We start from the raw sequence: 18,064 nt of genomic DNA, 5'->3' as shown, positions 1-18,064 counted from the left end.
CTGGAACGTTGTTGAGGGTTATTCGGGTCACGCGTAGGTGAGCGCCGCTTTGGGGTAGTCGCACATGTGCAGATCAATCGGGCGGACGCGCTTCATAACTGCCGGATCAAACAGGCGCGTGCCGCCGGCCAGCACAATGGCGAACGCGAGGTCGGAGCACCACCAGCAGCTGTCGTCTGACCAAGCCTCGGAATAGGTGAACGGGATCCCGATCGCGCCAAGCCAGTCGTACCCCTTCCCCACCTGGTCCTCGGCGAATTTGATCGCTGCGTGGAGATCCGGGACCCATACCGGCATGTCGCGATAGAGGACGATACCGCCCATCAACGCGTCGATACTGCCTGCACGGCAACCATGCGTCATCGAGGCCTCGTACGCCCTGTTGCCGATGATCGTGATCGCGTGGCTGAACTGGCGGGAACCAGACAGCACGCCAACAGCCAGGCTCACCGGGTTATAGGGCCAGCGGCTGGTCAGTCGAACAGTGACGTAACCGCCCTCACCCGCGAGCGGAATAGGATTCTTCATCAAATCTCCTCAATTTCGATTGTGGTTGCATACGCCACCGCGTACTGGGTAGCTACGTCAGAATCTTTGGCACGTCGGCCATAGATCATGTTGTCTCGCTCGATGGCCAGGTCAGATACCTGAGGGTATAGGCTGACCAGGATCGGATAGGCTCGACTATTTCGAACGACGTTCACAAACGCCGCACGATCGGCTGCAGGCATCAGATCCAAGCTAATTGGCAGCTTGCGGTACGTGTAGCCAGCAGCAGCCATCTGTCCTCCCGCATCATTCCGATAAAGCTCCGTCGTATCAACATTGGTGAACGTAGCCTCCGCAGCGTTGTACTTCGGCGACCAATATGCCCCAGCCACAAAGCACGCTGCCTCGATGTAGCCCTGCAGATTATTTGGATCCGCGATGTCAACGGCCAGACCAAGGGCCAGCTGCGTCGCCGTCATCCAATGCCTGGCATACGCCCCGCCACCGTACCCATAGGCACTCGCAGCTTGTGTAGCAGTCCAACCACGTAGACTGATCGCAGGTGCAGGACAGGCTGCGACGTAGCCACTGTCGTAGTCATAGCTTTGCCACGTATCTATATAGCCTGCGGGCCTAATGCCAGGCGGGCTAACAGCAATGTCCGCAGCGCGCGTCACCGCAGCGCCGGAGGTCTTGATCGGCGACGACGGCGCCCGGCCTTGCTCCAATTGCGGCAAGCCGATACGCAACGTGATGTCGATCGGAACACCGGTTGCATGGTTTAGAGAAATTTGCGGAACGACATACGCTGTTGACGCGTCCGCAAGCGTTCCAACGACCGCTGTCCGCAAAGGAGCAAGGCTCGCTCCCGACAGCTTCCCCAACAAGTTAGGCCCAATAAAATTGTCCGTTGATCCAGCCCCGCCTGATGTAAAGCCATAGAAAGTGCAATAGATAGACGTTATGCCCGTCTCCGCCCCCGCTACGCGACGAACGAATGCAGAGGCCGTCCACGACTGACCAGGTGCAGCTGCAACGCCGTTCCATTGTTCAAGCCCAATGCCACTTGATGAGGTCGTGGGCGTTCCAAACAACCGGAAGTCAATATAGTCGATACCAGATTCAGCACCAGTTCCAACTACCGTTACCGAGAGACCAGCAGCCAATGAAGTAAACCAGTTTGTCGGCTTCGTGCCAGGCGTTCCCGCCACAGCGCCAACCATCGTATTGTTTCGGATGCCGTTCGTTGCAGCGGCCTCTAGAGAGAGCCCCCTACTGACCAGGCTAACCGGATCAAAGTCAAATGCAGCAACATTGGCCGCCACCTGGTTCATCACGCCAGTTGCGTCGAACACCCACTTAACCGATGCCCTGGATGTGAAAGCAGTCGCATCAGGCACTAAAGAAGTCGCCGTAAGCCCGCTCTCAACCTGGGCGCCCCACAAATAGAATTGATCGCCCGCGACGCCTACATCGTCCGACGGATCGATATACAAGGCGACGTTGCCTGTTGCGTTCGCGGGGTAAGTCCCGCTGCAGGTAAAGCGCGTCCAATTCGCGGTAAGCTGGACAAGATTGGAGACCAAGGTCACGCTGGCGCCATCTTTCAGCCAGACCCTCACGCCACCGGTATAGGTCCCGGACTTCAACCAGACCGACGCGGTAAACGGGTTACCAGCTGCCGGTGCGGCGGTATTCTGGTACATGTAATGGTTGCCAACTGCAATCCGAGTCATCGCGTCCGCCGTCATCGTGCCATCAGGCGCCAAGGCGGCGTTCTGGATAATTGCAGCATTGCCCACACCCCACGGCGACCGATCGAAATTCGAGGGATAGCTAAGCAGATTGGTGGCGCTCGCCTCCTTCGAGACGCGCACGCGCATGGTGGCGCTCGGCGACAGGTTGCAGAACGGCAGCGCGACCGCGCCGATACTTTCCGCATTGGCCCAGGTGGCAGTCAGCCTGGCCGCCTTGCCAGTCGCACGCCATACGCTCGCCTTGTCGTCAGCCTGCAGATTCCCCACTGCCAGCACGCCCGCGGTGCTTGACGCTGCCAGCACGGCGCGGCTTACCGCATTGTCGTAGACGATACGCATATTGCTCATGCTGGCCATCCGATCGCATTCACGGCCTCAATCGTTTCAGCCTGGTTGATCTGCACGCGCAGGGCGCGCCCGATGGCGTATACGCCCGAAATGAACTGCCCCAACGCCAAGCCGAGGGCAATCAGCTGGTCAGCGTCAAGCTGGCGCGTCGAATTGTCGGTCAATGTCCAGGTTTCGGTGTGCGCCACATTATTGGCCTTGGCCAGCACCGCCAGCTGGACGGCGCCGTTGATGCGCGTGATGTCCGCCTGATAGCTGCCGCCATCGTAGGTGAAGTTGCCCTGCTCGGCGACAGCGCGAGCGGCCTTAATCGCCGACCATGCCCTGTCCTTCGCCGCCTGCAGCGTACCGCTGCGATCAGCGACCAGGACGCCGCCATAGAACAGGTTCGGAGTTGTAGCGCCCTCCTGACCGACAAGCGCACGCTCAAACGCCGCGACGAGACCTTCCTCGGACAATGCGATCGCACTAATGGGAAACGACAATTCGCTGAATGCGCAGGCGTGCGGCTTCCCCTGCAAACATGCCTCTTCATTCGGATAGCTGCGGACGTGCAGCCTGATCGTGCCCAGCTGAACGTCGATGCTGCCGTTGCTCAAAATGTGGTACGTGACGATGACGCCGTTCGGCGCCTGAATTTCCTTGAGAACTGGCATGAGCCCCTTTCAATCGTAAATGTAGCGGTCGGCAACAAAAATGGTGAAGCTGTTCGATTTCGAGATGTAGAAATTGGAGTAGCTAGTGTCTGGCGGCGCCTCATTGGTGATTTGGTACTCCGTGCGCAACATGACCGCCTGCAGTGCTCCCCCATAAAAGCGGTAGAACAAACGGCATGTGTCCTCGCCGCTGTTTTGAAGCCGGCGCCCCCATGAGGTGAATCTTGTAAATGCTTGCGGGCAGATTGCCGGTGTGGCGGGCATTCCTTTGGCGGGCACGCTGATATTGGTGACGATCGACTTGCTCGCGTGCGCAACGTCGTCATAGTCGACGCTGATATTGAGGGCGCTATAGATGTACCAGAGATTGAGGTGACCGTTCCCGCTGTCGTAAGTCACGCTTCCGTTCGATCGCATTACCCTGATGCCCCAGGATGCGCCGGACCTTGTCACGTAATCCAGAGCGAACACGTACAGCACTGGCGCCGAGAATGTGGCACCAGGCTTATACATCACATTGAATCCATCGGTGTAGACATCCTGCCCATTGGCCGGAAGCGAGAAAAACACCATGACCGGCCTGGACGCAATGGACGCCGGCAATTGAAAACTGTATGAGCGCATGACCCAGCCAGGCTGAGCACCATTCGCGTCTGTCATATCCCCATAGGAGTAATTCGCCATATCGAAACGACCAACCAACTGCGGGACGATATGCTTGGCATCGATCTGGCAGTAGCCGGCGGCCGTGTTGATCCGGACTCCAAAATCGCTCATCGCGCAAACACCCCCACGACCGTATCAAAGCTGCCGGCGGGCCAACCGCCCCACGTCGGCGTCGGATAGCCTTGCGCTTCGATATAGGGGTAGCCACTCGCATCCCGCCCCGTAGTGATCGTGTGATATCCCCCACGCGTCACAATGTAGAAAAGATTCATCGCCCCAAGGTCCGTGAAAGTACGCCGAAAATAATTGGCATTGAACGTCACCAGCTCAATGAACACGCCCCCCTCGCCATCGGGGGTAAGCACGGCCTTTCCGTTCTTGATTGTCTTGATCCCGTATGCCATCAGTCAAAGTCCTATGGATCCAGTCGCCCGATTTGAACGACCAGGTTGTTGCTGTCGTCGTAGATCCGCTGCTGGTTGCTCTCGATCTCCATGCGCCCGCCCCAATTTGCCGTGCGCAGCGTGCCAATCGTGGCGCTCAATGCCGAGAGACTTCCAATGCTCGCCGTGTTGATCTGGGCAAGACCGATGACGGCGCCTTGGATATAGGATGAAACGTTGCCCATTGTGATCGGTGCGACCGCCTGCCCCACCGACCATATGCCAGGCGTCGTTACTCCCGCCGGCACTTCCTCCAACATTACCCTGCCGACAAACATGTACGAATCGCTGTTGCCGGCAATCGTTGCGTATTTGCGCAAGATCACACGGCAATAGACTGTGCCAGCAGGAGCAACGTTGTAACCGTACAGGCGCTTGTAACTGGACAGATTAGTCCCGCCGCCAGCCTCCGCTGCATTGGTCCAAACACCCGACATTGCGCCGGCGCCAGAGGTCACGCCAATCACTTGATCCGCGCTGTTGTAGAAATACAGGAACACGTTCACAACACAGCGGTGCGCGCCAGTGTAGGCGCTCACAACGTATGTCTTACCCGCCTCAATCGGAATTTGATAGCCGATGTACTCGTAGTAATAACTTCCATCACTGACAGAGCTATTCGTGACTGTGTTGCCTTGGCATGACCACATCACGTTGGCGCCTGGCTTGCCCTGGCTATACGAAGGCCACCAACCGCCCAAGTTGATCCCCGATGCGGCGACAGTAGGACCGTTACCTGATGGCCCTGTCCACCCGTCCATTACGAGACTGAAGTCGCCGTTGTATAACAGGTTTGACCCAAAATTGGCGTTGACACGCGACTTATCGAGATTGGTCCCTGCGCCAAAAATGACATTGCCGGCGGCATCCTTCACAGTCAGGTTGCGCGTGTCAATAGCCTCAGGCAAGATCGACCCCTTGACGAAGATGTTGCCGTTGTAGACGTAGTCCACCGTGACCCAGGCCGATCCGCTGTACATCTTCTGCACGCTAAACGTGCGGTCAGCCTTATACAGCGTGACCATGTCGCGCGACTTTGGGGCACCGTACCCGGCTGCGCTCAGCGCCGCAGCGGCCTCCGTATCGGACCAGACGTTTCCGGTCGTGATGGCTGCGATGTCCACGTTGCCTCGCGCTCCCGCTGCGCCAGGGGTTCCTGGTGCGCCGGGTGCGCCATTGGTGCCATTGACGCCATCGGCCACCTTGGACAACGTAGCGGTTTGGGTGAACTGCACGCCATCGACTGTAAGAGTTGCGGTGACCGTTCCGGAGACTGCCGCGAAGTTCGCGTAGGTAACCGTGACCTCGTTGCCATTCGTAGTTAGCGTGATGCCGGCGCTGCAGCTCCAGGCAACTGCGCCGGACATATTCAGCAACGTCGCCTTGAAGGTACATGACCCCGGCGATGCGCTCTGACCGTCTGAAGCCACCTTGAATACAGCCGATGCCGGTGTGAGGAACATTCCGCGATCCGTCGGCGGCGCATAGCGCGGATTGGCGGCCATGATCAACACGGTTCGGTCGTTAACGAATGCCGCCATTAGACGGTTACCTCCAAAGTAGAACGAAGTGTGTCCCAGTCGGCTGTGCGAGAAGTCAGCTGGCCAACCTTGCCTGCAGCCAGTCCAAAACGATTACTGAAGAGCTTCACAGCCTGGCCAAGCTCGAGCATCAAGTGTGCCGGCGTCGCGTCGAATCGGTACGTCGTGCGCGGCACCTTGACGATCGCCAAGCGCCGGTTCGCTTCAGCCTGGCCATCGACCTTGCGCAGCAGGCAGGTATCAATCTGCACCGGCTCCGCGTCAAGTTTGTAAGTCGCTTGCACCCCCGCGTCGACAGCTGTAACCGACAGCCATTGCTGCGCATAGAGCGTCTTGTGCGCATCAGGCAGCGACGTCTGCAGCTTGTCCTGCGGAGTCCAATTCCGGCAGTAGCCCACCTTGACCGACGCGGCGACTTCCGTGCGGCGTACGATCGTGATGCTGCGGTCCAGCTGCTGCGATGGAAGGATCTCCGCCGTAGCAGCAGCAGGGAGGGCAAACTGGATGAGGCGCAGCTTGCCAGTCATCGAAGGAACCAACTGGGCACCGACGCTGCTCGCCAATTGCTGACAGGCGACAAGGACGTTCGTCCGATCGGTCAGGTACAGGCCGACCGGCTGCGGATTTGCTGCATCAAAGGCGGCCAGTTGCACAGCATCGAGATCGGCCGCAGTGAACCTGGTAGCCGCCTTACCGCGTTGCGTCACCAGGTATTGCACCAGTTGCGAGATCGTGTTTACGTAACTGCCGTTGTACTTGACGCCTTGTGCATCGCAGGTAACGACGCCCGGGCCGACGCCCTCGTTGAATACCAATCGGCCAGTGTTCGGCGTCACCGTCACGGCACCGCGCGGCTTGCCTTCCGTGCGCACCTCAGCAACGGCTTCATTGGAGCCATCGCCGAAGGCGTATTCCAACGATACCGGGTTGGTTTGTACCGGGCTGATGTTGTGACATTCGCCCAGGAGTACCGGCACCAGGGCATCAGGATTGGTCGCATTGCCGCCAATCTTGACATCCGTCACCGGGGTATTCAGACGTTCAAGCTTATTGACCAGGCGAAGGCTCAGGCGATCGCGCGACTTGCAGCCGATGTCAACAATGACTCCGCTGAACACCTGGCGGAAGTCCGCCCGGTCCCAGCGCACATCGCCAACATAGGCATTCACCGGCTGATTGACCCAAATGTCGTCCAGCCAGCTGTCACGCGCACCGTCGGCATTGTGAATTTCGATATCGCCCGCCGACAGGCTCGCTGCCGAATCGGGTGATATCGATTCCGTCACCTTCAGACCCACGGCAACGACGGCCTGATACGGTGTGTTGGCCGAAGCGGTGTAGGCCTTGGTCGACAAGTAGCGCACAATGTCGACGCCGGCGCTTTTCACGCCGACTTCGAACAACGTCACACGCTGCGCTCCCGAGTCCGCCAACCAGGCTAAGAATTGTGCATCATTGATCAAGAAATAGTCCTCACCGAATTGGCCTGAGCGTACGCGCTATCAGTCACTGCCTGACGGACGCCCTCCACCACTGTTTCTGCAGCGTGCTGCGCGGCGCCGGCGCCAGCTGTAATCAGATCTCCCGTCTGCTTCTGCTGGTCAGAGCGCAGGCCCTTCAGTTCAGCGGCCATCGCCTCATTCGAAGCGCGCAACGCCTTGATCTCATCGACCAGGGGAATCATGTTGCTCGTTCCCATGGCTGAATAGTTGATAGCGCTGGAAGCTTGTGCAGACGTCTGCACTTCTGCACGGGCATTGAGCACTGACTGGGTAGCTCCGGTCAGTGCGATCTCCTTCAGCATCGCGCTGATGTCGGCGAGGCTAGCCGCCGAGTCGCTGAGCGCGTCCAAGCTGGCTTTCGCCACGTCGACCGATTCGTTTGCCCATTGGGAAAACTCATCGTTAGTGCGCATCACCGCAGCCAGATCTGACGAGTACTGCGCATCGCTGCCGTTGATCTTTTGCGAAAGCTGAAGGAACGCTTGCTCCACAGCCCCCAACTGCCCTTGCGCGTTCGCGTCACCTACAGCAGCCAACTGGCGTGTCCTTTCGAACTGACGCCGCGCCTCGGCATATTGCTGTTCAGGCGTGAGATTCGACAGACCACCCAAAGCGAGACTGTTGTTGAGCCCCGCCGTCGTGGCAGCGAAAGATTCCATCTTGCTGATGAAACTGCCGAGACTTGACTTCGCCTGTTCCTGGGCATCGCGAACGGCCTTGGCCGCCTGAACTTGATCAAACAGCGAACGATTGCTTGCGTCTAACGCATCACGCTGCCGCGCAAGCAACTGCGTGGAGTTCAACGTCAGGTCATCCAGCTGCGATTGCAGATCCGCGCGCTCGTTAGCAATGTCCTTCTCATCGCGAACCAGCACCTTCGTCTGCTCATGCGTCTTTGCAAACGCATCGGCCAGATCCAGTAGGCCGGCATATTGCTTCGCGCCCGCTTCCGTCGCCAACGCACCGGAGTTCGCCAAGTTCAGGACCGTCTGCTTGTACTGCTCCATCGTAGTGACGTTCGCCAGACCCAAGGCAGCCATTTGCTGATCGACCCATTTTTGTACTGGCGCCAGGCGCTCAGCTTCAGTCAGGAACTTTTCAGCGAACGATTTGGTCTTGTCGTTCAGATCCTTAACGCCACCAGTGAGCTGCAGGAATCGCTCACGTGCTACCAGGCTTTCCATCCCCACGGACCCAAAAGTCGCGCCAATCGACGCCAAGACGGAATCCAGGTTCGCGTAGTTTGACGCGACCCGCGCAAGCGTCTGGAGGTAACCTTCCCCAACTTCCTGGAATTGCTCCAGACCGCCCACGCTGAAGCGCGCCATGTCGTCGCCCAATTTGGAGAACACCGCCTCCAGCTGCTTCTGAATCTCCTCTGGCTTTAGATCCTTGATAGAGATCTTGCCGACTTCGACAACGAATGACTTCAAGTGATTGGTAAATGCGTCTCCATCGATACCAAGCAGCTTGCCAGCCTCCTGGATACTTCCCGCCATGCCAGTGATCACTTTAGTGAACTGGTCGTTCGCCTCCTTGCCGAGGGCGGCGGTCGTGGTGCTGTACTTATCGCTGTGGAACCAGCCACCACTTTTCTTCGTTTCGGTGTATTGACGCGCTTTCAGCCCGCCGGCCAGAACGCTTCCCAACGACGCAGAATCGGCAGTCAGGCCCGTATCGAGCGTCGAAACTTTGCCGCCAAAAATCGACCCAAGGATCTTCCCGGTAATATTCCCCACCGCTCCGCCTGTGACCTTGTCAAGCAAGAGCCCGAACGGCCCGCCGGTGTTCAATACACCCATTGTGGAGTTGCCAAAGCTATCTGCGCCGGCCTTTGATCCCGGTGTAACGTCACCCGAAAGCGAACCATTCCGAGCCAGCACATTGACCAGCCCGGCAATGTTGCTCTCGATGCCGCGCAGTGCATCCAGCATTCCGGACGTATGACTCAATTCAATGCCCGAATTGCTGGCAACGATATCGAGGGACTTTGCGATCGAATCCGACTTAGCCTTGCTATCTCCGAGTACAGACCCGGTCCCCTGCGCAGCCTGACGATCCTTCGCCGAGACCTGACCACCACCGCCACCGCCCACTCCGCCGATCGCGACCCCCAGGCCTGCGACGATCGCGGCCATAGCTGCCATACGCCCGAATGCGGTGTATGGGTCACCGGTGCCTTGGTTCAGAACAGCAGCAATGCCCTTTGGCACCAGTTCAGCCATAGTCATGGCCAGTTCGGCAGCGTGGAAGACTTTCGACACCGCCATCAAAACCTGGTAGCCCTTGCTTTGTTCGCCAAAGAACCCTGCCGCAGCCCCTGCCATGTCGCCGTAACCGGCCAGCCGGCTCTTGGTCTCCGCAGCATTCAGCGCAGCAATATCTTTTTGGTATTCCTTCTCGGTCATCAGACCATTCAGGTACGCCTTGGCGGCATTGCCACGTTGCTTCGCAATTGCCGCCTGGCGCTGGCCGTAGTCGTCCATGGCGCCGGTCAACTTCGCGATCTCGCCTCCAGCCGCACCAAATGCGTTCCTCAATGCCTCCCCAAAGCTCTTGGCCTTCGCTGGGTCAAGAAACGCATTCACATCGTCTAGCCCCTTCTTCGCGTCCTTCACCTCATCCACGCGCGATGCGGCAGCACTGCTGCGTCGCTTTGCCGCGATGAGTCGCTCCAGCGCGTCGATCTCGTCTTTGGTCAGGCCAAGCGTAGCGCGTTGGGCCAGCTGCTCCTCCGCACGTGCCAGGCCGGCCGCCTCAATTTCAGCGGTCGTCAGCCCGATCGTTTCGGCGAGCTTTTCGTTGCGCTCAGCCTCATGGATCGCATCGTCCACAGCCTTACGGCTATCGTCCTGCAGCTTCTTGTTCAGGGCTTCGATGTTTTGCCGGCCTGCGATGATCCGCTGGTCGACGTCCAGCGTAGCAATACCAGCCTTCAGCTTGTCGAACTCTGCGTCCGTCAACTTAACGGTCCCCTCCGCACGACCACGCATCAAGGCCGCAAGTTCCTTTTCTGATTCTTTCAGGGCCTTGCCAACTGCGATCTCGCGCTCGGCCAGCGCAATGCGCTGCTGCAAAGACTTGTTCAGATGGTCATAGTCGCTCTTGTCATCGCCACTACCGCCGCCGGCTTGATACTTCAGTTCGCCCTTCTTTTCATCTTGAGCGCCGCCTGCCTCCGCCGCCTTACGATCGGCGAGCTTCTTGAGCATGGCCTGCTCATACTCATTTGCAGGCTTGTTCCAGAGGTCGTCGTATTTTTGGTTTGCGGCTTCCAGCTGGGATTGATGCTCCGCCCACGCCTTACGCACGTCGCCGAGCGGGTCACCGCCCGCAGCGACCTTGCGGGCCACATTGAGTGGACTCAGGTTGTCACCGATTTCCGTGATCAACTTCATGTCTGCCCACACAACTTTAAAGCTTCCACTGATGGCCGAGAGAATGCGTGGGATCAGCAAAGCCACGTCAACCAATCTTGCAAACCCTACCGCAGCATCGTCTGCCCAATCAGCAACTTTCGTGGTGGACAGACCGTCAGCCTTGCTGGCTGATTCAGTGAAAACCTCGACCAAGTCATTCATGGCCGGCAGCATACCGGTCGCAATTTGTGTCACGAAGGCCTCGAACTTCGCGCGCATCATTCCAAACTGGTCCTGGAACTTTGCTGCGTTCGCCGCTGCTTCCGCGCTAAAGCCCTGGAACTTGTCAAGGCTCTCCGAAACATCGTTCATGTACGGCAGAAGATCCGCCCCCGACTTCCCGAGCAGGTCGTTGACCAGGCGCGTCTTGGTTGCACTGTCGCCATAGGTTGCCAGCTTCTTGGAGGCCTCAATGAAGACCTCCGATGGGTCGCGCATCTTGCCGGCAGAATCCTTGGCAGAAATGCCAAGCGCATGCAAGGCCTTGTTGACCTTATTGCTATCATCATCGACACCTGCCATGCCCTTAGCCAGCTTGGACAAGGCAGCGTCGACGCCGCCGAAATCATGGCCGAATGCACTGGCGACCTGCTGCATGCGCGACAGGTTTTCAACCGATGCGCCCGTCTTTTGCGTCAGATCATCCAGAGTGGCGAGTCGGTCAACCGCATGATTAAGCGACTCCATCGCCGCGCCCACAGACGCTAGGGCGGCGACAGCGCCAATCGCCCCCTTGACCAGACCACCCATAAACTCATTGCCAGCCTGCGAAGCCGTGTCAAAGTGCTTTTGCGTACGTTCCGCAAATTGCAATGCGGCCTGGTCAGACTTATCCAGGCCCTTTGTATATTCCGCATATTCCAGCGCGAGCTTAACTACCAACGAACCGAGTGCAGACATGGATACTCCGATGCAAACTGTGCCCATGACGGGCGAGAAGAATAAATCACGAGCGCTCGTTCAGGAGCGGCAACGCTTCGCGCTCCATTAACCGCAGGTCATGGAACAGCGCGCGCCAATCGGCAGCAGGTACCTGCTCGAGGCGGAACACCATTTCGATGGCGCCATAGTCGAGCCCAACGTAGAGGAGATCGGCGGCGCCGGCGACCAGCTTCCACTGAGTAGCCAAGGCGCAGAATGTGCATACCGCCTGCCAGTTGTCCTCGAACACAAGGAAGTCAACATCCTGCGCGGCGGCGGCAGATGCCGACACCTCGGCCTTCGCAACGACGTCATCCGGCGCTCCCAGCGCCTTAAGTTGCGCGACAACGTCGGCATCAACCTGCGGAACGGAAGGCCGCTCGCCCGCCCAATACCGCGCCGCCGCGGTTAGTTTTTTTCTTTCGCCTTGTAGATCGAAGTCCAGAACGCGTCAGCCATAGCGAACAAGGCATGCGGGATCGCCAGCAGCGCGTCAAGGTGCGCCTGGTTGAAGGTGACCTCGCTGCCGGTTTCGTCAAACAGACCGGAGAAGCCAGCGACGACGTCACGCAGCACATCGAGTTGTGGCAGCTTGCGCAGCTCCTCCACGCGGTCCATATTCACGCGTTTGAATTCGACCGTGAAGTCAGACTTCTCGATGCGGCCCGCCTCGTTAGGAATTTCCACGGTGACTTTGGTACGGTAGGTTGGGGTTAGTGCGAGTTTGAATGCCATGGTGTGTAATCCTTGTCTTGATAAATAAAAGGGCCCGCTGCACGGGCCCTGGTAGGGGTACTTGAGGTCGACTTAACGAACAGTGAGCGTGAACTCGTCGTTTCCGGTGTTGGGCTGGATATCCAACTTCGTCGTGAGCATGACAATGCCATCGCTGTCATTGAACGACGGATCCAGCACTTGCACCTTAGGCGCGGCGAGTTCGACGATGTTGCCGGCGGTTTTTCCGTGAATCACCGACAGCACGCCGAGGACGCCATCACGGATCGTGGAGTACCAGTCTTTGGTCGCTACAGTATCGAGCTCCATGACGAACGACCCGCTCGGTTCGCGATCCGTGATTTCAATACTTTCGGAGCCGATCAGGTTGCGGTACACCAGCTGGTTCGCCATGTCCACGCTGATGGTCTGCACGCGGCCAGCAATACCGTGCAACGATGCTGTTGGCGTGTTGGCCTTGTTGACCGCGACCGGATCCTTGAAGCCAGAGTAGTCCACGCCAGCCGGCATCGCCGTATCCGTCGGCGTGCTGTACAAGCCGATGAACTTGAACTTCATTACCGGGATACCTTTGGCGTTCAGCTCGAAGCTGACGGTCCCCTTGGCATCAGTCATCTTGTACAGGATGCCATCCAGGTTGTAGTACAGCGTCACGAATTCCAGGGCAGTGGAGACCGGAGCGTAAATGACGCTTGTGCCGGCAGTGACGGTTTCACTGAAGGCACAACCGCGCAGCAGCGGACCGTATTTTGGCGCGGTACCAGCGGCGCCGGCGCCAGCCAGTTCAACGTCAAAGTTGATCTCGGCGTGGATGGCGACCGGCACGCTGCCCATGTTGCCCAGGTATGGCTTGATGTTGTTGCGCTTGGCAAACTCCGCCGAGACCGGCTGCGCGGAAATGTTCATCGCCATGATGGCGTTCGCCGCGCCTGTCGGCACAGCATCAGTACCTGCTACTGGCTGAAGTTTTACCAGCAGTACAGCATTACGCGACTTCTTGGCCATTGTTGTCCTTTCCGTGGTTTTGGTGATGAATCAAGGTTTCTTCCGACGGCACGCGCAACCCGGTCTGCGGGTCAACCAGATAGGTACCGCCCAGGCCCGCATAGGGATCCGGCAGCACTGCGGCATTCGTCACCGCTTGTGCTGCACGGCCTTGGCCCGCCTCGTCGACGGCTGGGGAAAGTCGTTTGCTCACTTTGTTTCCTTCCAATAAAAAGGGCCCGCGATCGGGCCAGTTCAGTGTTTCGATTTCTAACGCCGCGTTCGTAGCCGGAAATTCTGCACATAGGCATACACGTCAGCCTCCCCCTGATATTCGACGTCACCTTGGTGTTCAAGGCCAAGGTAAGCATCCAGCACTTCCAGGGCAGCTTCGGTTCGCGCTTTCAGGTCGTTGATCTCGCGCTTACTACGCGCGAGAGTACTGACCATGACTTCGTGTTGGTCGTAGCCCCCAGCCATCACCCAGCCGTCTTCTGGCGTCGAGTTGATCTCGAACACCAGAGCGGGCCAAGTCGGGCGCTCGGGAAGCTCTACCGAATGCGTGTTAGGCAGCACCGCCGAGAGCGCGGCGTAGACGATTTCGTCAATGGTCATTTGCTGTTAGCCTTTCTGATCGCAGTCTCGAGGCGCCGCGCCATGGCATCGATCGCCTCCTGCTGGCGGTTGTCCAAAGCAGGCGCAATGAATGGCGTGGCCTCGACGCGGCGCACTACTGCACCACGCTTACGCCTGCCATTTCCCTGGTATACGTTGCGACCTTTCTCAAGGAACCACCAGTAGAACGGATCGTTGACATACACGCTGGTAACCCGGCCATTTTTCCCAATGACCAGCTTCTTCTCCGCCTTCTTCCCCAAAGCACGCCCGTGTCGCACGCCCAGGTTGTACTGCGTTACGCCATCCGGCGATTTGTCGCGCTTGATCACGATGTTCTGGATCAGCGCGCCAGTGAGCCGCAGCCCTTGCGCTTGCGCCAGCGCGCGTGCCTCCTTGCGTAGCACGCCACCGGCTGCAGCGACCATCACCCGAGAAGTTCGCAGCCGCATGTCTTCGCCTACTCCCTGGAAGGCGTTGCGCAGCTCGGCAATCCCCTGGATCCCGCTGGCCATCAGATCGCACCAAGCGGAAGGGATTCGCAGGTCAGGACCAGAACGCGGTTTGCGAACCCTGGGTTCTCGATCTGCTTTACCTCATACGTTGCTCCACGAAACAGAATGCGATCGTCGATCGCGACGTCAACGCCGAAGCGAACCTTGATCGGAATCGAGGTTACGGACTCTTCGCCACCCTGCTTCGTTTGTCGACGCCTGGTCAATGACACCGGAGCTACGCCGGCCCATACGTTCCCCACATTGGTCCAACTTTCCACATTGCCGCCAAAGGAATCCTTCGTATGCGACTTCCGCTGGATCGTGATGCGCTTGTTCAATTCCTTCGCAAGGGTCATCAATTGAACCTCCGGTATGGGTCCAGTAAGCTCTCCACGAACGACGTGTGAACGTTTTCGCGCTCCGATCCCGTTGCAGGATCGAATTGCTCGCCAAGTTTCGCGAGCAGGTAAAGCCTCAGGTCGTCAGGGGTTTTCGACGGATCGTCGCCATAGCCGCACGACACGACAATGTTCACTGCGCCGTCAGCCAGCAGCGACGCGGGCCATTGCCGCCCAATTGCAGGCCGAAGGTAGGTGTCGTACTCGCCCCGCACCAGGCGGTAGTCAGTGGCCGTCAGCTGGCACAGCGTGCCACCAGTATCGACGTACTCGACCTTCTCGACTTCCAGGACTGGATGCGGCAACCGGAATTCAGGCAAGAAGCCGGCAAAGGCGCCCTCCCAGCGCTGGCGCATCAGGCATTGCCCAATGCGACGCTCCAGTGTGGCGGTAATACCCCTCAGCCAACCTTCGATACGCGCATCCAGCTCGGTGCCGTCCACGCCCATATTGTCTGCCGCAGCGCGAACGTCGACGGGCAAAACGGTTGGCGCCGCAGTTCGCACGAACGTCATTTGGCCCCCGCTGGTGCCTTCCGGGCCGAGCGCTTCGGTACTGCCGGCGCTTTGACTTCAGCGCCTGCATTCTCGGGGACAGATTTCTCCTCGTCCCCTTCAGCAATGAGCGCCGTATTGTCCACCTGCGCCTGGACTTCGGCAGCAGCGTCACCGCCCACCGATTTAACCTCGGCTTCCGCTGGCGTTTCACGAGTGCCCTCCGCCACCGCATCGACACCGTCGACCGTTTCCGCGATCTCCGCATCAGCTTCGCTTTCTGCTGGCGTCGGAGTCTTGCCGCCCTCCGCTGCGTCGATGACGTATTCGGCAGCGCCACAGTCATCCACAAGATGCGAAGCAAATTCAGGCGACGTGCGCAATTGCGCCCCTTCGGCCAAAGTGCCGTACTGCGCGGTGACCGTAGTTTTGAGAATCTTTACTTTGACCTGGTTCATTCATCTCTCCTGTGCAGACGTCTGCACAAATGGTCCGGCCCACGACTTCAGGCCGGACCGGTTAGCGATTAGGCCGGTACCAGGTCGCCGTAGCGGCAACCAGCTGGCTTGTCCACGGTTTGCGCCAGGCGGCGCTCGGCGCGGATCGTGACCAGGCCGTTCGTGAAGTTGTCACCGTCCGAATCGGACAGGTCCAGCGCGATGCCTTCGCGGTAGTGCAGGGTCACCGCTTGGCGCAGCGCACCAACCCAGACCTTGCCAGCGGCCATTGCGGTGCTGGCGACGACTGGCAGACCGAACAGCATCGGCACGACGTTGGCGCCAGGGTCGCCCAGCAAGTAGCGGCCAGTGTTGTCTTTGGCCAGGCGCAGGGTCCACCAGTCAGCGGTGTTCAGGATGATCACTTCGGCAGGGTTGTCCGACGCCGCGCAGTCGCCGATCATCTTGCCGATCACGTCAAAGCGGTTGTTCGCCAGACCCAAGGCATTGAGCGACGCAGCGGTATAGCCGTGTGCCACGAAGTTGCCGGCAACGGTCAGGCCCGAGATGTTCGGCGACACGCCGTTGCCCGCGATCAGCTGGTTTTCCACGCGCAGGTTCACGCCGTAGACCATGCGACGGTTGATGTACGCGGCCAGCGCGGCATTGTCCATCGCCAGCTGGCGCGAGATCTTGATCCAGTGCGCTACGGTCGAAACCGGCATGGTGCCAGGCGAGAAGGTGATCGAGGACTGCGGCATTGCGGTGCCTTCGGTCGTTTCCGCCGCGCCGTTGGTAAATACGTTTTCACGCACCCAGTCGATCGCATTGCTGGTCGTCGGGATGCGCGTCATCAGGTCTTCCAGCGTGAACACGCGGAAGGCGCCTTCGATGATCGACGGGCGACGCTCGGAGAACGTGTTGCCGACGGTATTGGTCACGGTATTCTTGACCTCAACGCGGGTCTTGAGACGGCCATCGGCCTTGCAGAAGTGTTCGTAGTTCGCGTGCTTGGTGAACAGGGTGCCATAGCTCTCGTCTGCCGGCGCATCATCCTTGGTTGCAGCCGACTTTTGTTCCAGCTGCAGCAAGCGGTCGGCCAGGGAACGCTGTTCGACACCCAGGTTATCCAGCGCCGTTTTCGTGTCGGTGCTGACCTTACCGAGACTCTTGATCTCCTCCGTCGCCTTCTCGGACAGGTTAGTCATCTTAGCCTCGATGCCATCCAGTGCCTTCATGATGCCTTGCGCGTCGATCTCACCGGTCATCAGCAGGGCGGTCGACATGCCCAGGGCGCCCATCGCATCGTGACCGCCAATCAGCGCCTGCACATCAACACCGCAGGCCTGCGCCAGGCCAGCACAGACAGCCAACGCCAACAGCACCGCTGCGCGCAGCGGGATACCGAATACATTACGTTTCATATTTACCTTTCAGGATAAAAAAATGCCACCCGAAGGTGGCCAAGAGGGATTGTTGAACAGCTACTGCGCCAAGCGCTGAAGACGCTCGAGTACTACACCAGCGGTCTTTGCATCCAGACCATTCGCCGCGGCATCCCGCCCGGTGAAGATCTGTTTTGCACGGGAGGCGACCGCCAACGCCCCCTTCTTGCTCAGCCCTGCATCCCGCAGCAGCCGTTCAAATTCGCGCTCAGTCGCGCATTCGGCGAGCGCCTTGTCAAATTCTTCGCTTTTGACCGATTCCAGATTGATCCGCGCCGCACCATCAGCCGGGAAGACCACCGGCGAGATCTCCATCAGGCTCGACCACTTTCGGATTACACGCCCGTTTTCGGTCTCGTCGTAGTCTCCTTTGTTGACGTAACCACCGATCGACAGGCCGTCCAGCGTGCCATGCCGCATCGCAGCGCGTACATCTGACGACAGCGACAGACCTTCGGTCAGTTCGCCTTCCACATACAAGCCATGGTCGTCCTCCTTGGAAAGCGTCCATTTGCCGATCGGCATGCGCCACTCATGATTGAAGAACATCTTCGGCTTGCCGGCGCGCAGGGTCGATGCGAACGCGCCTTTTACAATGGTGTCGCCGTAGCTGTCGACACCACCGAATACCGATGCATAGCCGGCGAACTTCCAGCTCTCGCCTTCCATTTTCAAATCAACCAGATCCAGGTTGAGCATTTTCCGCAAAAGCATTGA

Annotated in this window: 19 protein-coding genes; all 19 read right to left on the bottom strand. The window is 58.8% G+C overall.

Translation table 11 applies throughout. The features are described 5' to 3' along the window. Window positions 1-27: 27 nt before the first annotated feature. The 19 genes from GM658_RS12620 to GM658_RS12530 all read right to left on the bottom strand — a co-directional run bounded on the left by GM658_RS12620 (window position 28) and on the right by GM658_RS12530 (window position 18,061). A complete protein-coding gene (locus GM658_RS12620; RefSeq protein WP_155454400.1) occupies window positions 28-528 on the bottom strand; it encodes a hypothetical protein in 501 nt (166 codons plus the stop codon). Further along, a complete protein-coding gene (locus tag GM658_RS12615) occupies window positions 528-2,585 on the bottom strand; it encodes a phage head spike fiber domain-containing protein (protein ID WP_170298783.1) in 2,058 nt (685 codons plus the stop codon). Before GM658_RS12615 ends, GM658_RS12620 begins: the two co-directional genes overlap by 1 nt. 5 nt (window positions 2,586-2,590) lie before the next feature. Further along, on the bottom strand, window positions 2,591-3,250 hold the full coding sequence (locus GM658_RS12610; RefSeq protein WP_155454398.1) for a DUF4376 domain-containing protein: 660 nt from the start codon (window positions 3,248-3,250) through the stop codon (window positions 2,591-2,593). A 9-nt stretch (window positions 3,251-3,259) separates the two neighbouring features. Beyond that, window positions 3,260-4,027: a hypothetical protein gene (locus tag GM658_RS12605; RefSeq protein WP_155454397.1), complete on the bottom strand. Its 768-nt coding sequence runs from the start codon at window positions 4,025-4,027 to the stop codon at window positions 3,260-3,262. Continuing rightward, window positions 4,024-4,320, bottom strand: coding sequence for a hypothetical protein (locus tag GM658_RS12600; protein ID WP_155454396.1), 297 nt, complete (start codon window positions 4,318-4,320; stop codon window positions 4,024-4,026). The genes GM658_RS12605 and GM658_RS12600 overlap by 4 nt, the downstream gene beginning before the upstream one ends. 11 nt (window positions 4,321-4,331) lie before the next feature. After that, on the bottom strand, window positions 4,332-5,900 hold the full coding sequence (locus GM658_RS12595; protein WP_155454395.1) for a hypothetical protein: 1,569 nt from the start codon (window positions 5,898-5,900) through the stop codon (window positions 4,332-4,334). After that, window positions 5,900-7,309: a hypothetical protein gene (locus GM658_RS12590; protein ID WP_155454394.1), complete on the bottom strand. Its 1,410-nt coding sequence runs from the start codon at window positions 7,307-7,309 to the stop codon at window positions 5,900-5,902. The genes GM658_RS12595 and GM658_RS12590 overlap by 1 nt, the downstream gene beginning before the upstream one ends. Window positions 7,310-7,359: 50 nt before the next feature. Continuing rightward, entirely contained in the window at window positions 7,360-11,721 is a 4,362-nt protein-coding gene (locus GM658_RS12585; RefSeq protein WP_155454393.1) for a phage tail tape measure protein, read from the bottom strand. Window positions 11,722-11,767: 46 nt separating this feature from the next. Beyond that, window positions 11,768-12,034 (bottom strand): DUF1799 domain-containing protein, encoded by a 267-nt coding sequence (locus GM658_RS29530; RefSeq protein ID WP_170298782.1) that lies wholly within the window; start codon window positions 12,032-12,034, stop codon window positions 11,768-11,770. Window positions 12,035-12,150: 116 nt separating this feature from the next. Continuing rightward, a complete protein-coding gene (locus GM658_RS12575) occupies window positions 12,151-12,477 on the bottom strand; it encodes a hypothetical protein (RefSeq protein ID WP_155454391.1) in 327 nt (108 codons plus the stop codon). Between the two features lie 72 nt (window positions 12,478-12,549). Further along, window positions 12,550-13,482, bottom strand: a complete 933-nt coding sequence (locus tag GM658_RS12570; protein WP_155454390.1) for a phage tail tube protein — start codon at window positions 13,480-13,482, stop codon at window positions 12,550-12,552. Continuing rightward, the gene (locus tag GM658_RS12565) at window positions 13,463-13,675 is read right to left on the bottom strand and encodes a hypothetical protein (protein ID WP_155454389.1); all 213 of its coding nucleotides are present in this window, start codon (window positions 13,673-13,675) and stop codon (window positions 13,463-13,465) included. The genes GM658_RS12570 and GM658_RS12565 overlap by 20 nt, the downstream gene beginning before the upstream one ends. Before the next feature lie 56 nt (window positions 13,676-13,731). Further along, a complete protein-coding gene (locus GM658_RS12560) occupies window positions 13,732-14,076 on the bottom strand; it encodes a hypothetical protein (protein ID WP_155454388.1) in 345 nt (114 codons plus the stop codon). Beyond that, on the bottom strand, window positions 14,073-14,591 hold the full coding sequence (locus GM658_RS12555) for an HK97-gp10 family putative phage morphogenesis protein (protein WP_155454387.1): 519 nt from the start codon (window positions 14,589-14,591) through the stop codon (window positions 14,073-14,075). Before GM658_RS12555 ends, GM658_RS12560 begins: the two co-directional genes overlap by 4 nt. Then, window positions 14,591-14,929 (bottom strand): phage head closure protein, encoded by a 339-nt coding sequence (locus tag GM658_RS12550; RefSeq protein ID WP_155454386.1) that lies wholly within the window; start codon window positions 14,927-14,929, stop codon window positions 14,591-14,593. The genes GM658_RS12555 and GM658_RS12550 overlap by 1 nt, the downstream gene beginning before the upstream one ends. Continuing rightward, window positions 14,929-15,486 carry a head-tail connector protein gene (locus tag GM658_RS12545; RefSeq protein ID WP_155454385.1) on the bottom strand — a complete coding sequence of 186 codons (558 nt, stop codon included), beginning with the start codon at window positions 15,484-15,486 and terminating at the stop codon, window positions 14,929-14,931. Before GM658_RS12545 ends, GM658_RS12550 begins: the two co-directional genes overlap by 1 nt. Continuing rightward, window positions 15,483-15,923, bottom strand: coding sequence for a hypothetical protein (locus tag GM658_RS12540; protein WP_155454384.1), 441 nt, complete (start codon window positions 15,921-15,923; stop codon window positions 15,483-15,485). The genes GM658_RS12545 and GM658_RS12540 overlap by 4 nt, the downstream gene beginning before the upstream one ends. A gap of 68 nt (window positions 15,924-15,991) precedes the next feature. Further along, entirely contained in the window at window positions 15,992-17,326 is a 1,335-nt protein-coding gene (locus GM658_RS12535) for a phage major capsid protein (protein ID WP_155454383.1), read from the bottom strand. A gap of 60 nt (window positions 17,327-17,386) precedes the next feature. Beyond that, the gene (locus GM658_RS12530) at window positions 17,387-18,061 is read right to left on the bottom strand and encodes an HK97 family phage prohead protease (protein ID WP_155454382.1); all 675 of its coding nucleotides are present in this window, start codon (window positions 18,059-18,061) and stop codon (window positions 17,387-17,389) included. Window positions 18,062-18,064: the final 3 nt, after the last annotated feature.

The organism is Massilia eburnea, assembly GCF_009720745.1.
In the GTDB taxonomy this organism is placed as follows: domain Bacteria; phylum Pseudomonadota; class Gammaproteobacteria; order Burkholderiales; family Burkholderiaceae_D; genus Rugamonas; species Rugamonas eburnea.
The sequence above is the reverse complement of the archived record's forward strand: the minus strand, read 5'-3'. Positions and strand labels throughout refer to the sequence as shown.

What these genes read in the sequence shown, in the direction of transcription:
- GM658_RS12610 (WP_155454398.1), bottom strand. Translation starts at nt 3,250, where the DNA reads ATGCCAGTTCTCAAGGAAATTCAGGCGCCGAACGGCGTCATCGTCACG.
- GM658_RS12620 (WP_155454400.1), bottom strand. Translation starts at nt 528, where the DNA reads ATGAAGAATCCTATTCCGCTCGCGGGTGAGGGCGGTTACGTCACTGTT.
- GM658_RS12545 (WP_155454385.1), bottom strand. Translation starts at nt 15,486, where the DNA reads ATGACGTTCGTGCGAACTGCGGCGCCAACCGTTTTGCCCGTCGACGTT.
- GM658_RS12530 (WP_155454382.1), bottom strand. Translation starts at nt 18,061, where the DNA reads ATGCTTTTGCGGAAAATGCTCAACCTGGATCTGGTTGATTTGAAAATG.
- GM658_RS12560 (WP_155454388.1), bottom strand. Translation starts at nt 14,076, where the DNA reads ATGACCATTGACGAAATCGTCTACGCCGCGCTCTCGGCGGTGCTGCCT.
- GM658_RS12570 (WP_155454390.1), bottom strand. Translation starts at nt 13,482, where the DNA reads ATGGCCAAGAAGTCGCGTAATGCTGTACTGCTGGTAAAACTTCAGCCA.
- GM658_RS12550 (WP_155454386.1), bottom strand. Translation starts at nt 14,929, where the DNA reads ATGACCCTTGCGAAGGAATTGAACAAGCGCATCACGATCCAGCGGAAG.
- GM658_RS12615 (WP_170298783.1), bottom strand. Translation starts at nt 2,585, where the DNA reads ATGCGTATCGTCTACGACAATGCGGTAAGCCGCGCCGTGCTGGCAGCG.
- GM658_RS12555 (WP_155454387.1), bottom strand. Translation starts at nt 14,591, where the DNA reads ATGGCCAGCGGGATCCAGGGGATTGCCGAGCTGCGCAACGCCTTCCAG.
- GM658_RS12595 (WP_155454395.1), bottom strand. Translation starts at nt 5,900, where the DNA reads ATGGCGGCATTCGTTAACGACCGAACCGTGTTGATCATGGCCGCCAAT.
- GM658_RS12535 (WP_155454383.1), bottom strand. Translation starts at nt 17,326, where the DNA reads ATGAAACGTAATGTATTCGGTATCCCGCTGCGCGCAGCGGTGCTGTTG.
- GM658_RS12600 (WP_155454396.1), bottom strand. Translation starts at nt 4,320, where the DNA reads ATGGCATACGGGATCAAGACAATCAAGAACGGAAAGGCCGTGCTTACC.
- GM658_RS12575 (WP_155454391.1), bottom strand. Translation starts at nt 12,477, where the DNA reads ATGGCATTCAAACTCGCACTAACCCCAACCTACCGTACCAAAGTCACC.
- GM658_RS12585 (WP_155454393.1), bottom strand. Translation starts at nt 11,721, where the DNA reads ATGTCTGCACTCGGTTCGTTGGTAGTTAAGCTCGCGCTGGAATATGCG.
- GM658_RS12540 (WP_155454384.1), bottom strand. Translation starts at nt 15,923, where the DNA reads ATGAACCAGGTCAAAGTAAAGATTCTCAAAACTACGGTCACCGCGCAG.
- GM658_RS12605 (WP_155454397.1), bottom strand. Translation starts at nt 4,027, where the DNA reads ATGAGCGATTTTGGAGTCCGGATCAACACGGCCGCCGGCTACTGCCAG.